The organism is Congregibacter brevis, from assembly GCF_045689245.1.
Taxonomy (GTDB): Bacteria; Pseudomonadota; Gammaproteobacteria; order Pseudomonadales; family Halieaceae; genus Congregibacter; species Congregibacter brevis.
This window is the reverse complement of the sequence record NZ_CP136865.1, coordinates 3808581-3823851: the sequence shown is the minus strand read 5'-3', so window position 1 is coordinate 3823851 and position 15271 is coordinate 3808581. Positions and strand designations below refer to the sequence as shown.

The window sequence follows — 15271 nt, the reverse complement described above, 5'->3', positions numbered from 1 at the left end:
CTTCCATACTGTTTTTTGTCACCCAGTGTCTTAGTTGGCGAGAGGTTGATAGCTAGCAATGGATTTGCTAATAACAAGTCCTACTGGTTTTAGCAAAGAGCGCCAGTACGTTTGCGACGTTATCTTGAAAGACTGGTTCGGCCTTGATTATCGGCTGGTTCAATCTGATCGCAAGGATGTCTGTATCAGCCTCGATGAGCACTCAGGTGAAGTTTGCTTGCCGGATTCTTTTTTTGGCCAGTTTGAGTCTGATGCAAACCTCTGGCTGGATCCCAAGTCACTACCGGTGCATGCTCTCGTTTCCTGGGATGTAGCAGAACTTAGTAGCCTTATAGCGATTACTAGTCCAATACTCCCTGTTATTTACGGAAGCTCACAGCCTACTAGGAGCTTTAGTCGCAACAACTCAGGCGCTGGTAATCGTATAGCCTTACCAATAGATATTTTTGGGTCGGCATTTTTTATGCTGTCAAGGTATGAAGAGTTTGCAACATCAGTTCGAGACGCCCACTCCCGTTTTTCTAGTGATTTGTCATTCGCGCTCCGGGCGGGTGTTTTGATGCGGCCTATCGTGGACGAATATGTGGAGGTTCTTTGGTTCGCTCTTGTCGAAATTTGGCCGCAGTTAAAGCGAAAAGAACATGTCAGCCAAACAATCGTAAGCTGTGATGTGGATCGACCGTTCAGCCATGCGGGTGACCTAGCTACGAGCATGCGACGCATTGGCGGTGATATCTTGAAACGGAAATCTCTTGTGGACGCTTATGAGAGCATCGCCGGCAGTCTTCGCTTTCGAAAACGTGATTACCGCGGTGACAAATTTCGAGATGCAATATCGAAAATCATGGATTTGAATGAGCGGGCGGGTCGGTCCGTGGCGTTCAATGTAATCCCAGAAGTTTCTCATTCTAAGTATGATCAAGCTACCAACCTCAGGCATCCTGGTATGCGGGCATTGTTGAGCGAGATTAAGGAGCGCGGTCACGAAGTGGGCATACATCCGGGCTACGGCACCTGTGATAATGAAGACGCGATGGCAAGCTCGTTTGATGTTCTTAGAGGCGAACTCGAGCTAGCAGGTATGCCTTCCCTTACGCTTGGGGGACGCCAGCACTACCTTCGCTGGAACGAGAGAGTCACGCCCATATTGCTTGAGAAAAATGGGATGTCCTACGACAGTACCTTAGGTTTTGCCGATCGGCCAGGATTTCGCTGCGGGACATGTCGAGAGTTTTCATTGTTCGATATGAAATCAAGGCGAGCTTTGTCGTTAAGGGAGCGCCCTCTGATTGTTATGGAATGTTCCGTCATTTCCAGGAATTACATGGGTCTTGGATACACGGATGAGGCTTTAGAGGTCATGCTCGGCTTAAAGGAAGCCTGTGAATTGATGAGTGGCAACTTTGTGTTGTTGTGGCACAACTCCCATTTGACGAGCGCAGATGATCTCTCGTTTTACACAAAGCTTGTTGCTTGAGTCTCATAGCTATAGCTATGTTAGAAACTCACAAAAGTCCTCTTGCTGATTCCAGAAAAAACATTGATTGCAGTAGCTTTGTAGAAGCTGGCTGCGTTTCATGCAGCAGCCAGCTTTCTTTATCAATGAACGCATGATGGTCCTTATAGCCCCTGATACATTTTGAACAGCACCTTTTCTTGTGCTTCCCAGTTTAGGGATTGGCGTGCTCGCATTGCGTTCAGAACAAGCTCTTCGTTATCGGTTGTCGACGCCCGTTTGATGCAATCCAGAAATCCTTCAGCATCGTTTGTGTCGGCTACCAAGCCGCACCGGTGAATCGAAATCATCTGCCTCATCTCAACTAGATTTGAGCAAATTACGGGGACGCCCGCCATGATGTATTCAAAAAACTTATTGGGTAGACAAAATGTGTGATTAAGGCATGAGTCTTCCGTGAACGATATACCGAAGTCTGCGGATCCTGTGTAGGGCAGCAGCGCATCAGGACTGACGGCTTCATGAAAGTATATGTTTGCATAGCCTTTGACGAACTGCCTTATCTTGCCTTCAAGGGGGCCATAGCCCATGAACACGATGACGCTATCTGAACTATTGAGGCGAGCGAAAGACTCCAATAGGATTTCGATCCCACGGCCGTTTGTTAATCCCCCCTGATAGAGAAACAGTGTCGCGTTGTTGGGTATGTTGAATTTTTCGCGGAAAAGATTTGTCTTCTGCATTGATGATAGCTTGGGTGTATTCAGCACGAGCTTTGGCTTTGCGATCCCGTAAAGTCGAACGTATTCGTCTGCGATGCCGTTACTCACAACGCAAACGTCATCTGCAAATCCAATAAGTGATTTTTCCAAGGCTCGAGCGAGAAATTTTTTGAGGGGATTTTGCATCCACAAAGTCTCGGTCTCATATTCATGGGCGTCGTAAACTACCTTGAGCTTGCGGTTGAGGAGCTTTCCTGCGACGCCGATGGGTAGAGTTTCTAGATCATTACAGTGAGCGACATCGTACTTACGCAGAGCGCTCAGTGAGCTCGTAATGTATTTTAAGTAAGCTAATCCTTGGCGTAGCTTCTTGACGATCGGGGTTGCGTGTTGTGAGTAAGAAACGTTCCGCAGTAGCCTCACGTTTTGAGATGGGTTTTCCTGTGTAGGAAATCGTCCATCGTTGAGACAGAACACATCGACAAGGTATCGCGTGGCCAGAGATTCAGCTTGTTTGATGACCCTGGAATCGTTCACATAGGTGTTCATGACAAATATGGCGATTCTCATGTTTTTGAATCCGGCCGTGCACCTGAGTGCAAAAGTTAAGGGTTGCGACTCTGACTAGGTATAGTCACCGACTGAGAAGCTGCAACGACGCAGTGTTAGCAAAGTGAAACTCAGCGATCCGATGATGCCACGCAATATTCAGTAAGGCGTGCAGTATAAGATACCCTGATTGTGTTTTGGGACGGGCTATCTTCAGATGGCGCCGATATTATTGAAGGCCTAAGAGGAAACTACGCGACTGTGCGGTCGGAAGACGCCGTTAATAGATTTTCTCAACAAGCCACCTCGCAAGCTGTGTCTAGCCGGGAGAAATGATCATTGTTTAAGCCAAACATTAGTCAAATTTTGGGGGCGAGCGTGTACCTGCAAAGTCAGGCTGATGAGTTATCAGATGCTGCGTTGGCAGAGCTTTTTGAATCTGGCGGCTTTTCTGTAGCGATTAATGCGGAAAAAGTTCTCGCGAATCGCAGGATTCCCGAGCTCAATCGAGCGTTGGCAAGAGCAGATTTCCCCTATTTGGACGGTAAGCCCTTAGCTCTTCTGGCGAGACTCGCAGGGCATACAAATGCAGACACGATTGATATGCCCGTCCGGGCACTGCAAGTTGCCGAACGCTTTTCTTTGAACGTGGGCCTTCTTGGCGCGAGCGCCGAAAATGTGCTGCGTGCGCAAAACAATGTTAAGTCTCGTTTTCCGGACATTGCGGTCAGTTTTGCGATAGATGGGTACAAGAGCGATGAAGAGCTACTACAGATTATTACAACTCAGAAGGCCGATGTTGTTCTCCTCGCCCTAGGTTCTCCTCGGCAAGAGTTACTAGCCTTTCAGGCTCGCTCTGCGGGTTTTCCGGGTTTTGTAGTCCCCTGTGGCGGCGCCTTGGATATATTGGCAGGCCAAAAAAGTAGGGCTCCACTATGGATTCACAATGCGGGCCTGGAGACTCCCTATCGTTTGCTCCAAGATCCATCTAGGCTTGGGCGCTATCAAAGCCTGCTTCCCTTCATAGTGCGTTTTCCGTCAGCGTTACTCCAAGCTTTGCTAAAAAGCGAAGCACTTGAGGAGTTCTAACGAACGAGCCGTAGCGATGACGAGAACACCGACGCCATAGCCAAGGGTACAGATCAAAGCTGTTTAGCGGGCCTGTTAAATTGCAGCAACCCAGCAGCCAATAGTGCGGGGAACGCGGCAATAGCGGCTCGTGAAAAACCGGTTTGGTTGATTCCTGTTGGTGTGACGACCACGGCAAAGTAAAAAGCGCTAACGCTGAGATAGATTAAGCTCTGGGCAAGGATGATACTGGATGCCGGGTGCTTCTCCCGCCCGATACCCCAAGCGATAGCAGCAACAACAATCGCAGGGGCGATCCCCCAATTTATTGAGATAAAGACGCTGTTAGCTATCGCAGATAACGCCAAACTTACTTGATTGAAATTGGCTGTTCCTAACCAAGCAGCATCGCGGGACAGTCTTGATGTGATGGCAGTGATGTAGGAGATGTCAACGAGCACGGAGACCACCGCCAGACCCACGATTACGGCAGCCCCCCCTGCTAGCTTTCTTGTCGATATGCTGCGCGCATTCCAGGGGTAGAAAATCAAAAACGCGGCAAAGCAGGAGAAAGCGACTACGATCCCCGAGGTTTTTAGGACCATAGCGACCACTACCGCAAGGAAGGCGCTCCATCGCCCTGAGCCAGATGCAAGCAGTCGACTCACTTCAAAAAACGCGATTGTCGTAGCGAGACTCAGCCAAAGACCGGCATATCCTGCGAGCGCAGCATGTGTGCTTACAAGCGGCATGCTCACAACGACATATGCGGCGAAAGCGCTAAGAGCCAAAGAGCAGCATGATTCTCGCATAAAGCCAAAAACCACCAGCCATAGAGCGGTCAATGCGGCTGGCCACAGTATTTGAAAGGCTAACGAGGCCGGGCCGGTGGCTTTAAGAATCCAGATTTCTATCAGGTTAATTGTGGGTAAGTGAGCCTGCCCCTTCATTGTGTCAACTGGTGCTGAAAGCGTATCGGCCTGATAGTACTGGAGCGTCATTGGGAACCAAGAGTTCCAGGCATCCCAGGGAAAGACGGGTCGCAGCGCAGCGTCTATTGAGGCAAGGGTAATATGGACAATGCTTAAACCTACGAAGAGAGCGCAGAGTATCCAAGTCCCCAAGCTTCCTTCTTGGGAGCCTACAAACGTAGCGGACGGAGTATTAGCATCGCTGAACCTTCGCTGCTGGCGTCTTAAGACGACATAGGTACTCAGCGCACCAAGAACCAACATTACGCCGTACACCAATGGGGTATTGAAGTTACCAAGGGCTACAGTACCGAGTAGCAGTAGAAGTGCGCATAAGCAAAACCCAAAAAGAAACCCTTGGCCTAGAACAGTTGCCCAATGCTTAGAGGAGCCTGCCATAGCTGCGACTATTGAGGAGCCCACGATGATGGGGGTTAGTATCGCCGTGGCAAGAGCCAGTGAGAAAATCATCTGCTTGACGTGCCCTTTGGGTTGTCCAGGCGGTACAGAGCACCAGCAACTCCCGCTACCAATAGTTTTTCGCGATTGCTAGGAGCCAATCCGAGCTTTTGAAGCGCGGCTTGAGGGCTTCCATCCCGGTCTAGTCCTGTGTGCATCACAAAGAGAAAATCTGCATCCTCAATGAGCGATCGGTACTCAGCATTGGTTACGGAGCTCACCGGCTTTAGAGGCGTGTGATCAGGCAGAAAGTGATAAAACGCTCTGCTAAGTAATGCCTGCGGCGCTTCTGCGCTGAGTATCAAGACGTTTTGGGGCGTGTCCGGCATGTAGTAGATTTTGCCCGTATTGATCAGCTTGAAAATTTCACTGTCGAAATCTTGAAGCTTCTTCTCCCTTAGCGTATTTCCAGCAAGAGTTTGGACTGTATCGAAAGATTGTGGGACAGCCCTATTGAGCCAGAGACCATCGAGCGCTAGGCAACAAATGGCAACGCAGCCAAACGTTACCGATCTGAGATTAAAGGGAGATCCTAGGCTTGTACGACTGTGTATAACGCGCGCAATCGTAACGCTCGCAAACAACAACAGGCCGAAAAAGAGCGCTGGTGATGTATAAGTATCACTGCCGTACAGAATGTTAATCGACACGGGAGACCATTTTCTGGTCTTTAACCAGTCTTGCATCGTGGCACCAAAAACTTGGAATACGGATGATGCTCCGAGGCGTACCCGTTGCAGCAGAACTGGACTTTTAATGGCCCCTGTTAGGCCAATGGCAAGCTCACTGATATTCCCCGACCATGCGCTTAGCTCGTCCATGTTGAGGGTGAAAGTGTCCTTTGAAGAGCGGGAGAGGGGTGTAAAGGCTAGCCTTTGGAGGTCGTTGGAGGAGCGCCAATACAACATAACGGTCTGATTATTCTGTACTCCCGAGAGTTTAGCCTCCACAGCAGAATAGGCGGAGGCGCTTACGTTCAGGTCCGTGGTGACAATCGATTGTCCACGATATGCCTGCCGGATTTCGTAACTCTCGCCCACTGGGCTTCCGTCACCGACTTGCACGGGCCTGAATGAAGACCCTGAAAGGACGATTGAGCTCTGAGGTGAGCTTGCGTCGTCTTTGATCGTGCTAGCACGGTTAATGAGGACAAGAACGACGGTGAGCACGAAAAAACCGGCAAGTACCACGCCTGCCGACCAAAAAAGACTGCGAATTACTCCGTTGCTTTGTTGGCGGTTATCCATTTGACCACATCGCTTGCGCAAGTCGCTTCATAATGCTCCTGCGCGTTTAAGGTACTGCTCTGCGACGGTAGAGCGAATCTCCGGCCATGCCTCGATAGCCGCTGCCCATCCCAGAGCAATGCTTCTAAACTGGCTGAGCAGTTCGCTCGCGCCCACGCCGTCGGGCACGCCGGTGATCCGAGTCGGTGAGTGCTCTTCATTCATGGATTGCTCGATTTCGTCCAGGCCCCTTTGCAGGTAAGACTGCCAGTTGATTGACTCCAGTTCGGAAGCCTTCGCCGCTTGCGCTGTGACCTGAAACAGGCCGTGTGCCTGAGCTTTGGCCTGCTCAGTCCGATAATCCAACAGCAGATCCTCGTCAGATCTAGCCGCCATCCTACGAGCATCCTCGGCCATATTTCTGAGACGACGTTCCGGATCGCTCGCATCTTTGTAATCGATATTCTCGGTCATATAACGGGAGAACAGCACTATGCCGCCCTCTCCCGCGATGGGATCGCGGATGCTCATATTACGATCATCCAAGGGCAGGTGAGGTACGCTCCAGCCATATTCCAGCACAGCGCCATGGTGATACATGGTTTCGATCATTGTGCCAAAGAGTAGGTCCTCGCCACGAAAAGCCGGGAAGTAGGGCGGTAAAAGATGAGTATTATCAATACCGGTCATCTGTGACATGAAGGCCATTTTGTGGAGCGTGGGGCGAGGGCAGCCAAGCCAGTTACAACGGTTCTCAACAGCTTTCACCATGCCGTGGGGAGCGCTGACTAGGCGCTCAATAGATCGCTCGTCAAGACTCAGCCCCCAGTGTGCGCCGCCTGTTCCGGGATCTCCCCAGGAGCCGCACTGTGTTACCAATACCGGGCTTTCTGGATCCAGCACATTCAGCATGGCTGCGTTGGTTTGGCTCAGCCACTCGGTATCAATCTCGCCCCCGGCCAATTCTTTTAAAGAGTGTCCCAGGCTCTGGCCCAGATACTGGAGATGACCGGACAGCGGATCAAAATCTGCGGGATTTCCTTGCGAAATGAGCGTTTCTCGGTCGGGATAGAATGCTGCTTGGCGTTGCCCTGTGAATGAAACACCCTCTTCTCGAACGGGCGGTAACACCGCCTGACAGGTCACATCGTCATCGAGCACAATCGCGCGATAGCCTACTGACAATAGTAGTGCCAAAGTCCTTGAGCGACCGTAGGTTTTGTAGCCGACCCACTGTTCTGGATCAATCAAGAATCGAATGCCTTGTTCATGCTCCGGAAGGGCGTCAACTAGCTTGTTCTGAAGGACAAGTTGCTCATCCACACCAAAGTACTGCATGTCCTTGGCGCTACGCATATTGAACGTTTCAACTAGATCGCGATTGGCGCTGCGGTTCTCCTCGGTGCGGGAGTCATCTACCAGATATAGTCCTTCGTGTCGGCTCAAATTGCCGGAGCGCAACATGGACTCTAGTAAGCGTTCAACCGCCGCAGGTCGGTCGCAGGTAATTATGAATACTCGACTCGGAGCGAGGGTTCGCGCTGGCGCATCGACTAATCGTTTGCGGATGTTCTCGCCAAGAAGCAAAAATCCAGAATCCGCGAGCTGCTGAAGCGTTGAGCTTACGCCGGCTTCCTGGCCTTTCAGCTCTGGGCGAGTCGCGCACAGCCTCTTCGTGTGATTGGCCACGGTGTCGAACTGTGTACAGGTCTTAAGAGCTTCAACAACAGGAGGTGCTATGAATTGCTGCTTCCCATTAACTCGATTAATCACCAGCATCTTCTGCGCATCAACACCGATAAGCTCGCAATCGGCGAAGGCGACCAGCGGTGCGGAAGCCGCGGGCTCCGCTGCAGCCGGGTCTTGGCCTGTTGGTGTCGAATGAGAATAACTGTAGGAAAGATCGTCGGTCATGGATAAGCGCTATTTAGGGCGGAGACTGAAAAAGTCAGTTGCAGGAGGCATCTAAGCCGCAACGCGTAAGTGTATTGAGTCGAGGGCCTACTGTAAACGCGCTGTCGGCCGCTGGGGGGGTATCAGAACTTAGGAAGGCGCTACTGCGCGCTTATCAGCCCTAGCGCCGATTCCAGCGCCGCAAAAAAACTACTTGGATCCGCCTTACCCGTCCCCGCCAGATCAAAAGCCGTCCCATGATCCACGCTGGTACGAATAATAGGCAGCCCCAGGGTGATGTTTACCGCAGCACCAAAGCTCGCGAACTTAAGCACCGGCAGGCCTTGGTCGTGATACATCGCCAGATAAGCATCAGTCTCGGTGCTCAGGCGTCGATTAAACGCAGTATCTGCTGGCCAGGGCCCGGACACGTTAATGCCTTCGCTTATAGCCTGCTCCAGCGCCGGCGCAATGACCTCTAAGTCTTCCATCCCCAGATGTCCGCCTTCTCCTGCGTGAGGATTCAGGCCTAAAACACTGATTTGCGGCGAGGCGATAGCAAACTTGGACCGTAAATCCTTGTCCATAACCCGCAGCACGTCCAATAGAAGGTTTTGGTCAATCGCGGCTGGGACCGAGGCTAGAGGAATATGCGTGGTGGCCAGCGCGACCCGCAGCTCCTTGGCTGCCAGCAGCATGACCACCTGATCCGATCCTGTGAGTTCTGCGAGGTACTCCGTATGTCCCGAAAAGGGGACGCCGCTATCGGCAATTACAGCTTTGTTGACCGGCGCCGTGACCATGGCGTCAAATTCACCGCTAATGCAGCCCAGCGTTGTGCGTTTGAGCGCCGCTAACACGCCCGCCGCGTTAGCGGATTCGGCTATAGCCGCTCGTGCGTTGATTGCTAGGGGCTCATGAATAATCGACAAAGAGCCCGCACAGCTTGGGCTCTCACTTTCGGCATCGTAAGGGCGGAGGTCTACCTGTAAGCCCAGCAATTGCGCTCGAGCCTCAAGCATGCCTCGATCGGCAATCACCACCAGCTCCGCAGGCCAGTCCCTCAGAGCCGCAGCGAGAACCACATCGGGCCCTATCCCAGCGGGTTCCCCCGCTGAGATAGCGAGTCTTGGGATCTTACTTGATGTCGACAAAGGCCTCGTCGCGTATCTTGCGCAGCCAGGCGTCGAGCTCTTCCTGATACTTACGGCCGTGCAAAAACTCGCGCACCTGCGCTTTGCGCATATCTTCGGTAACGTCCTTTTCGCGCCGATCAAGGACTTCGAGAATGTGCCAACCGAACTGGCTCCGAACTGGCTCGGATACTGTATCGATTTCGGTGCTTGCCATCATGTTTTCGAACTCCGGAACCATTTGCCCGGGGCTAGTCCAGCCTAAGTCACCACCCTCAGCAGCCGAGCCAATATCCTCAGAATATTCTCGGGCCAATTCTCCAAAGTCTTCACCCGCGGCAACCCGTGCTTTGAGCTCTACGGCGAGTTCTCGCGCTTGTTCGTCCGTAAGAATCTCTGAAGGCTTGAGCAGAATGTGCCGAACTTTGGTCTGGTTGATGGTCATGTCGCCGCCGCCACGCTGATCTGCCATTGTGACGATATGCAGTCCGCTGGGGCTTTGAAATACGTCTGCGGTCTCGCCGCGATTGATGGTCGGTGCAACCTCCTGAAACAGGCTAGGTAGGTCATCCAGTTTACGCCACCCGAGATCACCGCCCGTAAAAGGGTAGGTCTCCGGAACAGACGCCATAACCTGATCAAATGCCTCGCCATCTCGAATTCGCTGCACTAGGCCCTCACAAAAGGCTCGACTTTTCTCGATTTCAGCATCGCTGGTATCCGAGGAAATAGGGAGGAGGGCATGGATGATGCGATATTCCGGTTGAACGAGCTTCTGACCTTCTTCCGTGGATAGATAATTCTCTATTTCCTGGTCGCTAATCTCGATGAGCTGATTCACATTGCCCTGCTGGACACGCTGAATCACCATCTCGCGCTCGATGTTCTCGCGTATCTCGGTGTAGGAGCGTCCTTCCTGTTCAAGAAGAATCGCAAATTGTTCCTGAGTCAGGCCATTTTGCGCCGCGATGCGGCCCATGGCCTGATTCAACTGTGCATCCGATATGCGCACACCAAATCGCTGGCCCATCTGCATCTGTATATTTTCGAGAATCAGACGGTCCAGCGTTTCTCGGATCAATACGTCTTCGGGAGGCGCTTCCGCACCTTGATTTGCAATGTTTTGGTTAACAGCGGCCATACGCTCTCGCAGCTCACTCGCCATCACGACATCGTCGTCGACAACCGCAACCACCTGATCGAGCATTTCGGTGGCACTAAAGGCGGCACTGCTAAAGCCCGCTGCGCATAGCAGAGGCAGTAAAAGCCTTGAACGCATAAATTTTCTATCTACGGTAAGCAAGTCGGTTAAATCCTTGAATCATATCGCCCATTAATTGCTCTACACCATCTCCAAAGCCCCCAAGGCCTTTGAGTAATACCTGAACCTGGGTGACGTGTTCGCGATCCAGATTAGGCGAGTCAAAGTCGGGGATCGCGTTGCGGGCGGTATCAAAGTAGCGTAGGTGCAGCAGGCGAACCTGAAAGCAGCAGCTATCGTATTCGATCCCGACCATATCTTCCACGCTTCGATTTGCTTCCAAGCTGTAGTTCCAGGCCACAAAAGCACGCCAGTTATCACTAATCGGATAGTAGGTAGATAGATTGACCTGATCAGTGGTGGGTTGGTTCCCCACCAGAGACACAGGACGGCGGAAGGTATAGCCAAGATTAAAGACGGCCGTGTCGTCCCGCGTATAGCTGGCCAGAAGGTTCCCTGCATTCATTTTTCGCGTGGAAGGGTCGTATTGAAGGTTACTGCGCATGGACAGGCGATCGTTGGGATAGAAGTTGAACTCTCCTGCGAGTTCGGAGCTGGAACGATCAAGCTCCGGCGCCGAGGCGTTTAAACGTACCCGTCGATTGTTGAAATAGACAATTTGGCCAATGCTGGCATTGAACAGTTCGGCGCCGGTGCTCTCGTCCAAAAAGCGCGTTGTGAGGCCGATAGCCGCTTGATTCGCGTCGTCGAGCCGGTCGCGGCCAGAGAATCGCGTGTCTCTGAACAGCTGGTTGTAGTTGAAGGTGAGCTCTGCGCTGTCAAAGTCCGGCTGATCAGTCTGCTCGTCGTACTGGCTGTAAAGATAGAACACGCGGGGTTCCAGAGTCTGCACAACATCCTTATCGATGAGCGTGGTCCTGCGTTCAAAGAACAAGCCGCCGTCTATGCTGGCAAGGCCCGAACGGGCCCCCGGGTTTTCGTCAAGGGTGCCGACTTGACGATCAAGCGCGTATTCAAGGACTCGATACTTGGCGGTGGATCTCAAGAATCCATACTGCCAACTCATGGGGTAGGTCACCCCGGCTTCACCGTAAAGCCGTTGTCCCGTCGCGATGATGTCGGTGTCCGTATCAAAATTGGAGTACTGCACCATGCCAATGGGGTTGAGTGCGAAGGGCGTGCCTTGGCTACGGTATTGCGCGGTGATTTGCGGTAACTTCTTGTAGTCGTTGCGAATGTCCTCGGCCAATGGTTGGAACTGCTGCGCCTGCAGCGTTACTAGCCAGTCATCGCCCAAATACTTCACCTGCCCCAGTTGAAGCAGGTTTACATCACGGCGAGAGTCCAGTCGCGACGTCTCTAGATCGCGAATCAAGTCGACGTCCGAAACCTTGCTGTAGTTGATAAGCGAGCGCCAGCGCCCCCCGTAGTTGCCCTGATGTTTGACGTTGGCCAGCCAGCGTTTCGCATCGTTCTCATCGGGAAAATCATCGGCGTACTGCTTGTCGTTGCCAATGTAACTTCCGCCTACTTCCCAGTTGCCATTGAATGGATCCAGGTAGCGGGCTCCAAATTCGTGGTTGAGCCCCCGCTGTCCTATGTATCGGGGGGAGTAGAGCAGGTCGTAGTTGGGCGCGAGATTGAGATAGATAGGAGTGGAGATATCGACGCCTCCGCGACTATCCGACCCCACCGCCGGGAACAGCAGTCCGCTGCGTCTGCGATCATCCAGAGGGAAGCTCAGCCAGGGAGTGTAGAAAATCGGATAGCCGCCCGCGCGCAGCGTCGCGTCTCGCGCTGTGCCTACGCCCCGTTCAAGATCCAGCTCCAACTGTCCGGTTTGGAGCAACCAGTCGTCGTCGCCTGGTGCACAAAAAGTAAGTTCACCATCTTCGATGCGAAGAAGCTCGGTGCTTTCTCTCGATAGCAGGGCTGCGCTTCCGCGAAGATGCTGCTCGTGAAGCACAAACTGGCCATTTTCCATCTGCGCTTCGCCGCTTTGGGAGTAAAACTCTCCTCGTTCACCACGGAGCAGAACACCCGGCTCCCGAAGCTCAATATTGCCCTCCAGCGTACCCGCTCGCGTTTCTCGGTCGATGCTCGCTTCGTCACTGGAGAATTCACGATAGCCCTGGGTAACTTCCACGCCTCCAGAGAGACGTACGGTGTTTCCCTCCAGTTCAGAGCTCCTGGCGCGAGCATTGATAGGAGCGGTTTCAGGATCACTTTGGGCGTTGGCACCGCCCAGGGGGTCAATATAGCGACCCTTGCACAGCTTACAGCTGATATCCCTGAGCCTTTCAGGCACGTCTTCGATGGGAACCCAGTCCAGCTCTGCCCCCACTCGAGGTTGAATAGCTTCTTCTATGAGAGTGCTTGCTGACGCTTCTTTGGGGGTATTTTCGCTTCCCTTCTCTTCTACAGCTGCCGCTGTTGTCGCTTCGGAAACTGAAGACGAAGGCTCTTGTGCCGCAGCCAGGCCGGTGCAAACAAGCAGCAGCATCGCGTACCATCCCCTGCGCTGGCGACGAAGAGCACGTAGAGCCGCAGCCCCGGATGACAGTGAGCGAATAGACGAGATTTTAGGTAGAGCTGCGAGCATCTGCTGCCGCTTTAACGCAATGGACGGCGCATAATAAAGCATCAAAGGCGCTCGCGTTAGACGCTGGCACGCAGATTGTTAAAGTGTGATCCGGTAGTGCTTGGTCGTAGTGGGCCGGATGGGTGGAAGAGTAGTAATAGGATCGTGATAGGGGTGGAGATTTTTCTCTTCAAGCATCAAAAAAGTGTGGGAGTCAGATCCTTGGAGGCATGTGAACGTTACTGACAGGACGGAGCAACTGGGCGAATGGTATCGATCCTGGTCGGGCAGCTCCGAAGAACTGCAGATGGTTGCTGGTGATGCCAGTTTTCGTCGTTACTTCCGTGTTCCTCACGAAGGGACATCGCTGATTCTGTGCGATGCACCCCCAGAAACCGAAAAAAATGCGGAGTTTGTGGCTTTAGCTAAGGGCTTAGCTGCGGCGGGCTTACGCGTTCCTACCGTCCTTCAGGCAGATATAGAGCAGGGGTTCCTCGCCCTTGAGGATTTGGGTGATCAAACTCTCCTGCCACTGTTGCAAGCCGATTCGGTAGATCAGTACTACGCGCAAGCGTTGGACTTACTCGAGAACCTTGCCCTCGCAGACTTGGACAACTTTTCTCTGGAGGTTTATGACCGCAGTCTTCTTGGTCGCGAAATGGATTTGTTTCCAGAGTGGTTCTGCCAGAGTTTGCTGGGCCTTGAATGTGATCAGATCGCAAGCGATCTCTACACAGCACTAAGAACGTTGCTTTGTGACCGGGCACTGGCGCAGACCCAGGTAGTGGTTCATCGGGATTTTCACGCACGCAATCTTATGGTGCTGAGTGATAACTCCCTCGCGACTATCGACTTTCAAGACGCAGTTTTAGGGCCGCTAAGTTATGACCCGGTATCGCTGCTAAAAGACTGCTACGTACGTTGGCCTGACTATCGGGTAAAAAAGTGGGTACTGGCGTACAGAGAAGGCTTGCAGTCTAAAGGGGTGGCTGTACCGAGTGCCGACGATTTCCTTATGGACTTTCACTTCATGGGTCTGCAGAGACACATAAAGGTACTGGGAATATTCGCCAGACTCTATTTACGCGACGGCAAGCCGGCTTATCTCGGCGACTTACCTCGAGTGATCGCTTACGTGCGAAGAGGATTAGCCACATATCCTGAGGTTCAAGCCTTAGCTGACTTTGCCCGTTGGTTCGGCGAAGTCGTCCTGCCCGCCGCCCAACAACAAAGCTGGTTCCATGACAGTGACTGACCGGCAATTGTCAGCTCCAGCGACTGCCCCAGTAACAAGGGCCATGCTGCTTGCTGCGGGCAAAGGTGAGCGTATGCGGCCCCTTACCCTCGATACTCCAAAGCCCTTGCTACCTGTTGCTGGCAAACCTCTCATTGAGTACCACATAGAGAGGATGGTGGCGGGGGGTGTGCGAGACATCGTGATCAACGTGTCCTGGCTTGGGGAGCAGATTGAGGCGTACTGCGGCGACGGCAGTCGATGGGATTGTGTGCTTCGCTATAGCCGTGAACCCGAACCTTTAGAGACTGCCGGGGGGATTATTCAGGCCTTGCCATTACTCGGTGATAAGCCATTTTTGCTAGTTAACGCTGATATCTGGACGGACTTTGACTTTCAGAAATTGCTAAGCGTGTCTCTGCCCAGGCAGGCGGCTCACTTGGTGCTCGTAGACAATCCCGAGCACAATACAGAAGGGGATTTCAGTCTAGAGCTGGACAGCGTTCAACTCCCATCCACCGAGACCCTAACCTATGCGGGCATAGGTCTGTATGATCCGCTTTTTTTTGAGGGCTTCGCCCCGGGCAAGCGCGCGCTACTGCCGCTACTGCAGCGTGCAATTGAGGAGAGCCGGTTGTTTGGCGAGCACCATCTCGGTCATTGGACGGACGTGGGTACGCCCAAACGTCTCGAAGCCCTTGAGCGCCGTCTCTTGGCGAGCAACTAGAACCAAGTACTGCCAAATAGTACACAGAGG

General features: G+C 52.7%; 11 protein-coding genes. 4 read left to right on the top strand and 7 right to left on the bottom strand.

Annotation, left to right across the window (positions count from 1 at the left end; all coding sequences use genetic code 11):
* Positions 1-58: 58 nt before the first annotated feature.
* Positions 59-1477 carry a polysaccharide deacetylase family protein gene (locus R0137_RS17085; RefSeq protein ID WP_407327614.1) on the top strand — a complete coding sequence of 473 codons (1419 nt, stop codon included), beginning with the start codon at positions 59-61 and terminating at the stop codon, positions 1475-1477.
* A 143-nt stretch (positions 1478-1620) separates the two neighbouring features.
* On the opposite strand, the gene R0137_RS17080 is transcribed toward R0137_RS17085, so the two are convergent.
* On the bottom strand, positions 1621-2748 hold the full coding sequence (locus R0137_RS17080; protein WP_407327613.1) for a glycosyltransferase family 4 protein: 1128 nt from the start codon (positions 2746-2748) through the stop codon (positions 1621-1623).
* A gap of 318 nt (positions 2749-3066) precedes the next feature.
* Here R0137_RS17080 and R0137_RS17075 point away from each other — a divergent pair, with 318 nt between their 5' ends.
* Entirely contained in the window at positions 3067-3816 is a 750-nt protein-coding gene (locus R0137_RS17075; RefSeq protein WP_407327612.1) for a WecB/TagA/CpsF family glycosyltransferase, read from the top strand.
* 53 nt (positions 3817-3869) lie between these two features.
* Here R0137_RS17075 and R0137_RS17070 read toward each other — a convergent pair whose 3' ends face one another.
* From R0137_RS17070 to R0137_RS17045, 6 genes are all read right to left on the bottom strand, one after another.
* Positions 3870-5237 carry a hypothetical protein gene (locus tag R0137_RS17070; RefSeq protein ID WP_407327611.1) on the bottom strand — a complete coding sequence of 456 codons (1368 nt, stop codon included), beginning with the start codon at positions 5235-5237 and terminating at the stop codon, positions 3870-3872.
* Positions 5234-6472 carry a hypothetical protein gene (locus tag R0137_RS17065; RefSeq protein ID WP_407327610.1) on the bottom strand — a complete coding sequence of 413 codons (1239 nt, stop codon included), beginning with the start codon at positions 6470-6472 and terminating at the stop codon, positions 5234-5236. Before R0137_RS17065 ends, R0137_RS17070 begins: the two co-directional genes overlap by 4 nt.
* A 27-nt stretch (positions 6473-6499) precedes the next feature.
* On the bottom strand, positions 6500-8365 hold the full coding sequence (locus R0137_RS17060) for a hypothetical protein (RefSeq protein WP_407327609.1): 1866 nt from the start codon (positions 8363-8365) through the stop codon (positions 6500-6502).
* 140 nt (positions 8366-8505) lie between these two features.
* Positions 8506-9498: a 4-hydroxythreonine-4-phosphate dehydrogenase PdxA gene (gene pdxA / locus R0137_RS17055; RefSeq protein WP_407327608.1), complete on the bottom strand. Its 993-nt coding sequence runs from the start codon at positions 9496-9498 to the stop codon at positions 8506-8508.
* Entirely contained in the window at positions 9482-10756 is a 1275-nt protein-coding gene (locus R0137_RS17050) for a peptidylprolyl isomerase (protein WP_407327607.1), read from the bottom strand. Before R0137_RS17050 ends, pdxA begins: the two co-directional genes overlap by 17 nt.
* A gap of 7 nt (positions 10757-10763) precedes the next feature.
* Complete coding sequence (locus tag R0137_RS17045; protein ID WP_407327606.1) at positions 10764-13202, bottom strand: LPS-assembly protein LptD; 2439 nt, start codon at positions 13200-13202, stop codon at positions 10764-10766.
* 310 nt (positions 13203-13512) lie between these two features.
* Here R0137_RS17045 and R0137_RS17040 point away from each other — a divergent pair, with 310 nt between their 5' ends.
* Both R0137_RS17040 and murU read left to right on the top strand, forming a co-directional pair.
* A complete protein-coding gene (locus R0137_RS17040; RefSeq protein WP_407327605.1) occupies positions 13513-14535 on the top strand; it encodes an aminoglycoside phosphotransferase family protein in 1023 nt (340 codons plus the stop codon).
* The gene (gene murU / locus R0137_RS17035; RefSeq protein ID WP_407327604.1) at positions 14522-15241 is read left to right on the top strand and encodes an N-acetylmuramate alpha-1-phosphate uridylyltransferase MurU; all 720 of its coding nucleotides are present in this window, start codon (positions 14522-14524) and stop codon (positions 15239-15241) included. The genes R0137_RS17040 and murU overlap by 14 nt, the downstream gene beginning before the upstream one ends.
* The last annotated feature ends 30 nt before the right edge of the window (positions 15242-15271 follow it).

Bases quoted from the DNA above. Each gene is read 5' to 3' on its own strand.
- R0137_RS17070 (WP_407327611.1), bottom strand. From the start codon at position 5,237: ATGATTTTCTCACTGGCTCTTGCCACGGCGATACTAACCCCCATCATC.
- R0137_RS17060 (WP_407327609.1), bottom strand. From the start codon at position 8,365: ATGACCGACGATCTTTCCTACAGTTATTCTCATTCGACACCAACAGGC.
- R0137_RS17080 (WP_407327613.1), bottom strand. From the start codon at position 2,748: ATGAGAATCGCCATATTTGTCATGAACACCTATGTGAACGATTCCAGG.
- R0137_RS17045 (WP_407327606.1), bottom strand. From the start codon at position 13,202: ATGCTGCTGCTTGTTTGCACCGGCCTGGCTGCGGCACAAGAGCCTTCG.
- murU (WP_407327604.1), top strand. From the start codon at position 14,522: ATGACAGTGACTGACCGGCAATTGTCAGCTCCAGCGACTGCCCCAGTA.
- R0137_RS17065 (WP_407327610.1), bottom strand. From the start codon at position 6,472: ATGGATAACCGCCAACAAAGCAACGGAGTAATTCGCAGTCTTTTTTGG.
- R0137_RS17085 (WP_407327614.1), top strand. From the start codon at position 59: ATGGATTTGCTAATAACAAGTCCTACTGGTTTTAGCAAAGAGCGCCAG.
- R0137_RS17050 (WP_407327607.1), bottom strand. From the start codon at position 10,756: ATGCGTTCAAGGCTTTTACTGCCTCTGCTATGCGCAGCGGGCTTTAGC.